The sequence below is a fragment of the Xanthobacter pollutisoli genome (assembly GCF_040044995.1).
Taxonomy (GTDB): Bacteria; Pseudomonadota; Alphaproteobacteria; order Rhizobiales; family Xanthobacteraceae; genus Xanthobacter.
This window is the reverse complement of the sequence record NZ_JBDZDP010000021.1, coordinates 16752-28667: the sequence shown is the minus strand read 5'-3', so window position 1 is coordinate 28667 and position 11916 is coordinate 16752. Positions and strand designations below refer to the sequence as shown.

5 protein-coding genes are annotated in these 11916 nt (G+C 61.6%); 1 reads left to right on the top strand and 4 read right to left on the bottom strand.

The features are described 5' to 3' along the window. Nucleotides 1-6: 6 nt before the first annotated feature. From ABLE93_RS22935 to ABLE93_RS22920, 4 genes are read right to left on the bottom strand one after another with little or no spacing between them, the layout of a single operon-like run. Entirely contained in the window at nt 7-2946 is a 2940-nt protein-coding gene (locus ABLE93_RS22935; protein ID WP_348842082.1) for a DUF1156 domain-containing protein, read from the bottom strand. Next, a complete protein-coding gene (locus ABLE93_RS22930; protein ID WP_348842081.1) occupies nt 2930-7171 on the bottom strand; it encodes a sacsin N-terminal ATP-binding-like domain-containing protein in 4242 nt (1413 codons plus the stop codon). Before ABLE93_RS22930 ends, ABLE93_RS22935 begins: the two co-directional genes overlap by 17 nt. Then, nucleotides 7168-10671, bottom strand: a complete 3504-nt coding sequence (locus tag ABLE93_RS22925) for a DUF8742 domain-containing protein (RefSeq protein WP_348842080.1) — start codon at nt 10669-10671, stop codon at nt 7168-7170. The genes ABLE93_RS22930 and ABLE93_RS22925 overlap by 4 nt, the downstream gene beginning before the upstream one ends. Before the next feature lie 25 nt (nt 10672-10696). Next, nucleotides 10697-11560, bottom strand: a complete 864-nt coding sequence (locus ABLE93_RS22920; protein ID WP_348842079.1) for a WYL domain-containing transcriptional regulator — start codon at nt 11558-11560, stop codon at nt 10697-10699. Between ABLE93_RS22920 and ABLE93_RS22915 the strand changes: the two genes are divergently transcribed. After that, nucleotides 11481-11900, top strand: a complete 420-nt coding sequence (locus ABLE93_RS22915; RefSeq protein ID WP_348842078.1) for a DUF2188 domain-containing protein — start codon at nt 11481-11483, stop codon at nt 11898-11900. The two genes, ABLE93_RS22920 and ABLE93_RS22915, sit on opposite strands and share 80 nt — an antisense overlap. Nucleotides 11901-11916 lie beyond the last annotated feature (16 nt).

Here is an 11916-nt window from a genome sequence, read left to right as displayed (position 1 = left end):
TCCTCCTCAGATATCCAGGCGGATCTGACGATCCCCGCTCGTGTCGTGGATCGCCGCAGCCTGCCGCGTCAGCTCCGTCCAGTCGGCGATCAGGGCGTTGTAAGCCGTGGCCTCCTTCGCATCCTTCCGCTTGTTCGCGCTGATGTCGTAGAGGCAGTAGGCAAGATCCTTCACGGCCTCAGCTTTCGCATCGATCTTCTTCAGCAAGACGGCGGTCTCGTGCGAGATGCCGTCCTTCTCGTACTTGCGAACGAGATGCTGAAGGCACTCCCACACCGTGAGGTGACCGTCGCCCTCGGGCTCCCAATCATCATCCAGTTCGTCGCGCGGCAGGATGCGCACCTTGCCGGCGGCGCTCTCTATGATCCCGGCGTGCTTTACGCTCTCAACAGAGATGCCGCGTGCACGCGCGAGATTATCGGCGGCGCCATAGTCACCCTTCGCCATGCCGTACTGCTCGAACCAGGTGATCGCAAACCGCGTGTCGGCGTCGAACTCGCCCTGGATGCCGCCAAGATACTCGTCGAGTTCGCGATTGATGAGCTGGAGCGCCGTCTTAACGCTCATCGGGCTGTCGTCGGATTCCAGCACCGCCTTGTAGCGTGAGAACACCCCCATACCAGGGCCGATGGCCGATTGCGGCATGTCGGCCGGGGCGATGTTAGCGGCCTGAAGCTCAGCGATAGCTGGAGGCAGTTCGCGTTTCAGGGCACGTATGAACTCGGCACGAGTGATGACCTCGGCCGTAGCCTTCTTCTTGCGGCAAACAAGCACAACTGAGTTGGCAAGCGCATTGGTCCCCATTGCAACCTGTCTTGTTCGCATCTCGGTGCGAACAGGCCAAGTGCCCACGACAGCAAACCCTGCTTCGATAACCGCCTGAAGGAACGTCGCCCAACCAGCGGAGGTCACACCATCCTGCGAGACTTCGCTCTGCTTGAAGGCGTAGTAGATCGCTGCCGGGAACTCGTCGCTCGTTTGCGTTTGCGCATTTGACAGCGCGCGACGCATGCCACTTAGAAAGAACTCTTCAGCTATCTCACGTGTCCCGTGGCGATAGCGGGTTGCGACAAGCTCTTCTGATTTTGGAGTCGCAAGAACTCCAAATATGTCAGGATAAGTGCTCTTCAGGGCGGGTCTGAGCCAGCAATAGAAGAAGTCCGATAGATCGGCATAAGCAATATTGTCGTAGTATGGGGGATCCGTATTCAGAACGGCCCCCTCGGGAAATCTAACCGTTTGGGCATCGGCTTGCCTCACGCCCCCCACGTTCCCCATCAGCGTGTGAAGCCCATTCTCTGCCATCGTATAAGCTGCGTTGAACGCACCAGTAGCGTTGCCTAAAGGATTCGTCTCAGCGAAATCCCACAACATTGCAATGGCTTGCCGGCTAAAAATGTGCTGGGCTTTTTCGCCTACCGGATTCCAACGCACCAGGCTATTTCCGGACATGGCGACGCGATTTATCGCAAATGCGAGATATAGAGATACGGCTTCAGCATAGGCATTGCTACCGGCGCCGCCTTCCGCGAGAGCCGTTGCGTCGACCTGAGCAAACTTGCCGTTAGCGTCGGCTGCAATCTTCGCGCGCACTACTGGCAGCAAATCGCAAAATGCCTTCAGCGCAGCAATTTGGCGATCGGTAAAAAGCGACCCCCAAGTAGTCAATCCATAGGCATAGCTAGTGCCACCTGTGAGTTTTTCAGGCGTCGATCCAGACAGAAATTTTGACCTAAACTCTGCTATTTCATTAGCATATTCAATGGGTTTAGCCGATTGACGCTGATCCTCTGAAGACTCCAGGTAATGCCGGCCGCGCTTTCCCTCCGCAACAACGGCCATGAGCGTGTAGCCGATGTTTCCTGCCTGCCCCTGCTGCCTCACATATTCCGTTGAAATGCCTGCTCCGGAGAGCAAGCACCTGAAGTTTCCTCGGCCTGCTTTTGCACCCTCAGACGCTTTCTCAATTTCGGATTTCGTTCCCCCGCGACGAATAGTGAAAGTGATCGACTTGGACATACGATCAATAACCGGCTCAACCCAAACCTCGCTTCCAGACTTTGAATTCAACATAAAGCTAGATGCGATCGGCACATGCGCACTCGAGAATGCCGGATCAGGACTGGGCACTGTTCGCGACCAGATCCAAGCTATTACCGTTGCTTTTCCGCCACCTAATTCCTTGGGAAGATCTGCCTGCGGATACAAATGCCCGATGCGTTCTAGCGCCTTCTCACGCATCCATTCGCCGTAAAACTTCACATCCTCGGCCAGCCCCTCGGCGTTGCGGTAGAAAGATCGATCCTTGATGCCGGGATGAATGGGCGGCAGGTTCATAAACTTCGGCGGGATTTCGATCATCGCCTTGCCGATCATGACCGCTACAGGGTTCAGGTCGGAGCCATAAGCAGGTAGCCCTAACCGCTGCGCCTCGAGCGGAATCGACCCTCCACCTGAGAACGGGTCATAGACCGGCGGCAGCACTCCGCCACAGCTACGCCGGATTTCGGCGCGCGCACGCTCCAGAACCTCCTCGTTCGTCGAGTTCTCCCAGATGACAAGCTCTTCGATGATCTCGAAAAGCCGCTTGCGCTCAATGTCGGCCGCGCAATCCTCCAGCGTCGGCTCGGGTGTGTCGGGCACATTCCCCTGAGCGTCCGCTTTGCGCTCGCGCCAAGTCTTCAGGCGCACGGCCAGATCTGCCTCTGCCCGCTCGCGTACCTTGGGATCGTCTAGCAGCTTGTCCGCATAGCCAGAGGGGTCATCGACGAGCTGGGCGAACAAAACCGCCCGGCACGCCGCCAGCGGCCGCCGCGCCCACCAGAGATGCAGCGTGGACGGATGCCCGTGCCGGATCGACTTCTCCCGCGCCGACGCCGCGTTGATCGCTTCCAGCGGGATGGCGACCTCGATGAGCTTCTTCTTGTACTTATTGGTCGAGGTCATAGACGAGCCTGTATGTTGCGGGGTGAATGGTGATCTCGCCGCCATCGCGCAGCGCGCGCAGGCGAGCACCCGTCATTTCGACGGGTTCACCCTCCGGGTTGACGAGAATGAATGAGTAAGCGTCGGGCTTCTGGTCGAGCAGGCCCCAGACGTCGGCCTCGATCTGAAGCGGTTCCCGCTCCAGGCAATGCTCTTTCGGATAGTAATGCCGCTGCACCTCACCGCCTGCCGAGCGACGCTCCCACGGGAAGCGTGCGCCGTTGGCGCGGCCGATCCAGCTGCCATCCGCATGGTAGAAGCGATCCTCGCCATCGGGCTTGTAGCCGAGCGCCAACGCGAAGCGGGCGATGACGCTGGGACGCGCTGGCTTCTGCGGCGGGCGCGGACGGCTGACGGTCTCCGGCTCCAACAACCCGCCATCGGGTTCCTGGGGCGGCGCATCCGGTTCCGGCGGGTTCGTGGGATCCTCGTCCTCGGACAAATCCTGGTCGAGCACCGACTCAGCCTCGCCATCTGCCGACGCCGCCTGCCGAGAGTGATCGACCGGCTCATCGACCGCTTCGCCTCCGGCAGCGGCAGCTGCAGGCGGCACCTCCACCCCAAGCGCGACCATCGTCTGCTCTGGGCCGAGCGTGAAGTTCTCTTCGAGATAGTCCTTGATGTCAGCAGGCGACCGCTCGAACGCATAGGCCAGCGCGGCACGAATATCGGCGCTCAGGCCCTTTCCAATCTCTTCTGGCACGCGCTTGGCGAGCTTCGCCTTCGACAGCGGGCTGACGAACAGCTTGCCGTCGAGCCAGAGAATGTCCGTGAGCCGCGCCGTGCCAGCGGGCACGCCGTCCAGATAAGGGATCACTTCCAGCTTCGGGGCGGCGACCCAGCTGGTCGCCGCGATCGCCGCTGCGACCGTGCGCACGCGCTCGGTCTCGCCAGGGTCGGCCAGTTCGATCCGCGCAAGCTGCGTGCCGAAGGCCGTTAGCCAAGCGCGCCTGTCTTCCAGACCCGGGAACAGGGGCGGCTGGTTGAAGCGCTCCTCGACGAGATCGGACAATGCCCGAAGCGACGAGAATGGCGGGGTGCGCACCGTCTCTGCCGAGAGCTGCCGAAAATCGGCTGTCTTGCGCTTCACCCAGTCGTGGAGATGCCCGTAGGTGAACAGGCTCTGCATGCTGAGCCCATAGGCGAGCGCGTCGGTTTCGACCCATTCGCCGGACAGGTTCACCCAATGCCCGCACTCTTCCCAGATGCGGGTCGGGTATCGCGCCATCAGTGTCCGCACACGGCGCGCGTCGTCAGGCAAGAGCGCCTTACCGGAGGGAAGCGCACCCAGCCATTGCAACGCCAGATCCGCTGACGGCCGCTCAGCAACGCCGATGCGGCGCCATAGGGTCAGATCAAGCACCGAGGCGCGGATGACCGCGGCGCCCGGGACATCCTCTTCGTCCCCGGCCAGGAAAACCCCGCCCGACGTCACCCAGGTGCCGTCCTGCGCGAGGATCAGCTTCTCGGTCTTGAAGGCGTCCTTGATGCTCTGCGCGTCAGGCGTGGAAGCGGCATCGAGCATCTGGTCGAGGCGGCGATACCATTTCTCGACCTCATGGGCCGGCGCCTTATCCGACTTCGCCAGCGCGCGTAGCCGGTCGAGCAATCGACCTGGCCCGCTCGGCGCGCTGCGGACGCCGAGCAGATCGAGCAGCGGCCGAGTCGTCTCCCGGTCGAGGAGACCGTGTACGAATGGCTCGACATCCATGAGCGATTCCGTCTCCGGCGTCCTCCGGAGCAGATCGGCAGGGACATGGATCATGTCGCGTGTATCGGGAAGGCAGGGCTTCGACCTGAGCTTCAGCAACCAGTCCGCCAGCAGGGGCTCTGACGTCAGCGATCGGGTCGATCCCGTAGTCGCGACCTGGGACAGGCGCGCACTTGATGCACGAGACCAGAAGCTGTCCCGCTGCTCCAAAACCCGCCCGGCGACCTTGGCCCAAATTCGTGGGTCGGACTTCGCCAGCGCCTCCCAGTGCCGCCAGTACTCAGCCGGGAAATCCCAATCCTCGACGACGAACTGGCTCGTCACATAGGGGTAATAGAGCGCTCCGCGCAGACCACGCTTTTTGGCCTCGGCGTCCACCTGCTGGCGCCCATAGACGTTGGTCCGCTTCGCGGTCAGCGGTGCGAAGGTCTGCAGCCCGGAACGGCCGGACGAGACCCACCGCAGCCAATCCTCACGCGAACAAGAGGTGAAGCTGGCCACATAATCGGGATGCAGGAGCTGGGTCTGCCGAGCAGTCTCCGGCAATAGGTCATCGAGGGCGCCGTCTTCGTCGTACAAAATCGCCTTGGCGATCGGCCGAAGCTTCAAATCGGCGCACGCGTAGCGGAATGCTTCGCCCGCAGACGCGCCAAGCTTTGCCGCGATCTGGGCCAGTTGCACGCACTCGGCCAGCTTGATGCCGCTTGTTCCAAAGAAGTCGGCAGCGACCCGTTCGATCACCGCGTTGACGTCACTCGTGTCGTCGAGGCCGATTTTCTTGAGCACCGCAAAGGCGGCTTGGGTCGGGTCAGATCGGCCATCGCCGTCGCCCTTGTCCCGGCGTTGCTCCGCCAGAAAGCGGGTCCAGTTCTGATTGAGGACAATCAGATGCTCCGCGAGAAACTCCCAGTCATCATCGGACTGGAGCAGCTTCTTCTCCCCGAGCCGCACCACCTCAGACGCCGAATAGAGCACTTCCTTGCCCTGGACGGGAACGATGCGGAGTCGCTCCGGTTGATGGCTCTGCCATCCCGTCACCTCGGGCGCGATGTAAGTCCAAAGGTTCAGCAGATGCCGCCATGTGGACGGCCGAGGCAGGTGGCTTGTGCGGAGGCGAGCGAGAAGATCGCTCTTCGAAAACTCCTCGACCAGGTTCCAGTGAACCAGCTTGGTCCGGTCGGCGGCCGAGACATGCCGACACAAGGCTGGCCGCGACTTCTCATCCAACAGAGCCATCGCCTGCTCCGCCGGCCAGATATCGAAGATCGGCAGCGGGATCACGATCGCCGCGTCGGCGGCAACCAGCTTGCCCTCATCGGTCAGCAGGATCGGCCGGTCCTCGACCGCATCGGCGAACGCCAGCTCGACGATGGCCGCGCAAGAGCCCTCAAGTGTGCTTGCCTCTCGGTCAACGTCAGGCAGCAGGCCATAGGCCGCAGCTCGATCCAGAACACCGGTCTTGGTCTGTTCAAGCCATTCCACCATCGCCTTGGCCGCGAGTTCGCCGGCACGTTTCAGCAGCCAGCGGTTTGTCGGCGAGGTCTCGGGGTCCTTGATTTTAAGGCGGGCGGGATCCTGGATGAACGGAGCGTTGCAGGCGAACGGGAGCGGCGTCTCAACACCCGTTGGCAGCACGACATAGAGCCGGCCCTTTGCGCCCAAGACGATCTCGACCCGGCAGGGCGGGAAGTCGCCGCCGTCCTCGGCACCGAGCATCCGTTCCTTGCGGATCTCGTCGAGCGCATCAGCGGGGAACGCTTCTTCGGCCGACCGGACCAAGAGAAAGGCGTCATCGCCCTTGTCGTCCAGCGACATCCACTCGCTCTCGGCGACAGGGCCTGGTCCGAGGCTTTGCCAGTGGACCACCCGATCGCCAATCTGAAGACGCCGAATTTTCTTGAAGAACAGCAGCGAAACCGGGCTCTTCAGCCATTCATCGAGGTTCTTCTCGACTTCGCGGCAGAGAAGCGGGTTGGCGATCGCCACTTCGACGCGCGTGACGCCCTGCGTCGTGCGGCGGCCGTCAATCCAATGCGGCTCGGTGAAGCGGTTCCGCTCGAAGGCGACAGACAATGTGGGGGTGAACAGCTCGACGCGATCACCCAGGCTGAATGTGCTTTTGAAGCCGATCCCTCGGAACCCGATGGTGTGAAGCGCACGTTTGTTCGAGTAACCGAAGCGGCAGATCGAGGCGAAGTGCGCTTCGACAAAGTCTTCGCCATTGTGCTCGAACACGAAACGCTGGTCCTCGATCGAAACGCGCGCCTCGGTCGCGCCGGCATCGTCGGCATTCTGAAGCAGCTCGGACAGGATATGGCGTGGGCTCTGCACCTGCTTGAACAGTTGGTGCCACGGCCCGGCAAGCTCGGGGTCGGCCTCAAGCTGATTCCAACGCTTCGACGCGCCATCCCTGATCGGATGGAAGAAAGCCGGTGGCTCAGCCACGACAGGCGCGGATCGGCGGTCCGCACTCATGATGGCGGCACCGCACGTTCAAGCAGACGCCGCAGGTCAAACTGGATCGCTGTCTCCAGGAAGGACGGCTCGCGTTCAATAAGCGCGCCCCGCACATATCGCGGCTCGTGCGCAAACCCGCCGTTGACGGCCACGACCGCGAGGATGAACTTTTCCGGCTCATGAAGGGAGGTGATGATCTCCTGCCGCGTGATCATCACGGAGTCCGCACCGTCGATCCGGCCCTTGACCTCGATAAAGCGAAGGTGTCCGGACTTCGGATTGTGGGAGGCGATGTCGTAGCCAATCTTTTGGGCGGACACGTCGAGCGGTTCGTGCCCAAGCGCTCGCTCCGCCGCCATCACAGCCTGCATGGCCGCGAGCTCGATCTCTTTCCGCGCCGCCGGATCTTCGGCAAAATGATTGGGTACCGTAGGATTCTGCCGGGCTTTGAGCAGCCCGCGCGGAATGACGACCATGCCGCCGCGCACCCGCGGCGGCTGCGATGAGATAAACCGCTCCCGCTCGAGCTGATCCATCCGGCGCTTCTGCCGCTCCGCCAGATCCTCGGCGCGCCGCTGGGCGTTCTGCCAGCTGAGCCGCGTCTTCTTGCCCGCCTTCTCTTCTTCTTTCAGCTCGAAGGCCCGCGAGTCCCAGTAGTTGATTTCCTTCTTAAGGCGGGCACGTACCTCCTGCTCGACCTTCTCGATTTCAGGTATGCGCCGCGCCTTGACTTCGGCGACGTGTCCTTGCGCCAGCTCCACTGTGGCAAAGCGGATCGCGGTTTTCTCGAGCTCGGTGGTCAGCCAATCCTCATCAAGCAGGTCTCGAACCAGGTCGACTTCTTCTGGTGCGGCGGGCCGGAGATTGAGATGAGGCGCGATACCAGCGTTGCTGGCACTCCCGGCCTTGTCGATCGCGGCAAACTGCAAGCGCTGAGAAATGACATGCGGCTTGCCGCCGCTCGTCGTGCGGGCGTCCTGGACCGTGTGCTCCAGCAGGAAGACAGCGGACAGCGCGTCGCCAGTATCGGTTTCGTCCACCAGTATCGCGCCCTGGCGCATGATCTGCTCGTACTGCTCCCGGATGAGGCTGATCACAGCCTCCAGCAGCGGATGGCCCGGGCAGATGAACGCAGCGACCGGCTGTTGATTGATCTTGCTCTTCTCGAAGCAGACCCGCTCGTACTGCTTCTGGATAGGCGCGCCCGTGCCAATTTGGCGATCGCGCTCTCTGATCCGCACTGGAACGTGGGTGACTTCCCAGCGGCCCTCTTCACGGCGCTTCAAACGGCCGCCCAGATGCTGGAATGCCTCGACAAAGAAGCTCTGAATGTGGTGCGGCTGCAGGCGCAACGCTTCGGCGCGCTCCATCTCGAGCCGCAGCTCTTCGACCTTGGCCTGAGGCATGGTGTCGTTTGTGAGCGCGCGTCGACGCAGAAGTTCCAGCAGGTGCGTCTGGTCGACTGCGCCATCGACTTGGCGGAACAAGCGCGCCCTCACCTCCTCCTGTTCGCCATACTGGATGGCCTGGAACAAGAGGTCTTTCAGCGCGGTCCCTTCGAAGAGCTCACCGAGCACATCATAGACGCGCCCACCCAGAGCCTCCCGCGCCGCCTCAAGCTTTTCGAGCAGACGCCCGTAGACCTCGCCCTCACGCGTGTCGGCCGCCACAAGATTCCAGAGGTGGCAAACTTCGGTCTGCCCGATTCGATGGATGCGGCCGAAGCGCTGCTCGATCTTGTTGGGGTTCCATGGAAGGTCGTAGTTGACCATCAAGTGGCCGCGCTGGAGGTTCACGCCTTCGCCCGCCGCATCGTTGGCGATGAGCACAAGCAAGTCCTTATCCTGCATGAAGCGCTCGATCACTTTCCTCCGCTCCTCGCGCGACACACCACCATGGATGACGTCCACGGCTTCAGGGCTCCCAAGGCGCGCGCGCACTTTGTCGAGCAGGTAATGAAGCGTGTCCTTGGGCTCGGTGAAGATGATCAGCTTCCGGCGATTTCCGGCGGCGTCGATCATGAGATCGTCGTCGAGAATGCGGTTCAGCTGGGTCCACTTCGTATCGACACCGGAGCGAAGGACGCCCAGCGCCATAGACTCCAGCCCCTTGAGCGTGTCGACTTCGAGCGCCAGCTGCTCGACGGTCTCCGCCGTCGTCGCGCCAGTCGAAATCAGCTCTTCGAGCTCATCGATTTCGTCCTGTCCGTACTCCTCGATGTTGCCGAGAACATCGGAGCTCACCGACGGCTCGCCGATACCGGCACGCCGTCCCTTGGCCGCGAGCCTCGCTTCGCCCAGCTCGGTCTCGAGCCGTTCGCGGCGACGCTTCAGCGACTGATAGATGGCAGCCGGTGAGGAAGCGAGGCGACGCTGCAGGATCTGCAGGGCGAATCCGACATTATTGCGCTTCTTGCCATCTCCCTCAGCAAACCGCTGAACCCGGTTCATCTCGGTTCGCACATATTCGGTCACGGCGGCGTAGAGCGCAGCCTCGCCTTCCGAGAGCTGGTATTTGACCGTGCGGGCTCGGCGCTCGGGAAAGAGCGGCCGACCGTCGAACCTCAGCAGCTCTTCCTTCGTGAGGCGCCGCATCATGTCTTCCGTATCGGCATAATGGACGCCATCACGGAAACGCCCCTCGAACCGGTCGCCGTCGAGCAGCGCCATGAAGAGCTGAAAGTCCTCTTCCTTGCCGTTATGCGGCGTCGCCGACATGAGCAGCAGATGCCGGCAGACCTGGCCGAGCTTCTGACCAACCTGATATCGCCGCGTGTATTTGACCTCGCCACCGAAATAGGTTGCCGACATCCGGTGGGCTTCGTCGCAGATGACGAGGTCCCACTCGCGGGCGCTCATGAGCTTTTCTTGAAGGTCTTCGTTGCGGGCCAGAACGTCGAGGCGAACGATGAGTCGATCCCGGTCGTTGAACGGATTCCCCGAGCGAGACGTCTCGATCATGTCCCGCGTCAGGATGTCGAACTCGAGATTGAACTTCTGACCCAGTTCATCTTGCCACTGCTCGACCAGGCTGCCGGGGGCGACTACGAGGCAACGCTCGAGGTCGCTCCGCGCGATGAGTTCCTTGATCAGCAAGCCCGCCATGATCGTCTTGCCGGCGCCAGGATCGTCTGCGAGCAGAAACCGCAACGGCTGCCGCGGAAGCATCTCGCCATAGACTGCCGAAATCTGATGAGGCAGCGGATCGACGAGGCTGGTGTGGATGGCCAGATAAGGATCGAAAAAATGGGCAAGCTTGATGCGGTTGGCTTCGGTCACCAATCGAAGCAGCGAACCATCCGCGTCGAACGACCACGGCCGCCCGTCCTGCTCGACCTCGAGACGATGCTCGTCGTCCCTGTAGAGAACAGACTCCGCGACCGAGCCGTTGTGGTCGCGGTAGACGACATTGATCGCCTGATCTCCGATCCAGTCCACCGACACGATCTGCACGGGCTGCGCAGACGCGATGCCGCGGACGGAGGCGCCGTTCTTGATGCTTTCGAGCTTGGCGGTCATCAGCCGGCGCTCCCCCACAATATCGTCATATCAGAAGCTCCGCCTTGTTCAGCGCAGCCTCGGTTTCCTTGCGGTTTAGCGCGACAATATGCTGTGTGCGAGCACTCTGCTTTGCCGCATCGCCGAGCAGGCCAAGTCGCTTCAGAACATAGAAAAGCATCGCATACCGAACGGACAGCACACCATTGCCTTGGTCCAGCCCATAGTCCTTGGCGACCACCTTCTTCTGACTTTCCGTCAAATCCGGATGGGGTCCGATGACTACATCAAAGAAGTTGTTCCAGAGCCAGTCTTGCTCGCCGGCCGCCCCGGGCTTGCCCTTGCCACGCACCTCGAGGATCCGTGGGAGCAGAAAGTCTTTGAACCTGTTCTCGAGGTGGCAATAGGCACGCGCGTGCCATCGGAAGCCGTCAAAACCGAAGGCATGCGGTGTAACTCGGCGCCAGATGGGATCTGGTCGAACCTTGTTCATCGACTGATAGAAGATTTCCACCGACGCGCTCTCGCGCACTGCGTCGAGCACACGGCGCAAGACCTGAATATCGATGCCCCGCTTGGGCGTCAGCGCTACGTCGGCGTTCGGCAGTGTGGCGATCCAAGAATCGTGGGTCGGGACCGCGCCTTCGGCGACGGACCGAAGCTGCGCAAGATAGACATACGGGTCGGGATCAAGAAAACGCAGGACGAACTTGTCGGCCGCGACATAGCGCTTCCCGCGCGTGTCGTAGTCCATGTTTCCAGGCGCGCGCTCCTGATAGAGGGTCAGGTCTTTCGAAGCCTGGGGCACCGAAACGCCAAAGAATTTTACTATGTCGGCACGGTTGATCGAGCCCTCCCAGAACAGGCGAAATTCAATAAATTCAAGCCTTTGCTCGACGCCCCAGCGCACCGCTAGCCCTCCAATGGGGATAAAAACTACACGGACCTTGACAAGGAACGCGTATAGTTCATATATGCATCCCATCGTCGAGTCAATGACAAGGAGGTCCGCTATGCCCGACAGATATGTCACCAAGCATCCGAGGGGCTGGGCAGTGAAGGCGCCAAGCGGCGAGCGCGCTAGCAGTGTCCATCCCACGCAGCGCGAAGCCGAGCAGGCTGCAAAGCAAACCGTTCGCAATCTCGGCGGAGGCGAGGTCCGCATTCAGGGCCGTGACGGCCGCTGGCGCGACTCCGACACGGTTCCCCCGGGCAGCGACCCGAACCCGCCCCGGGACAAGAAGCACTAGGCAGCAAACTGAGGTC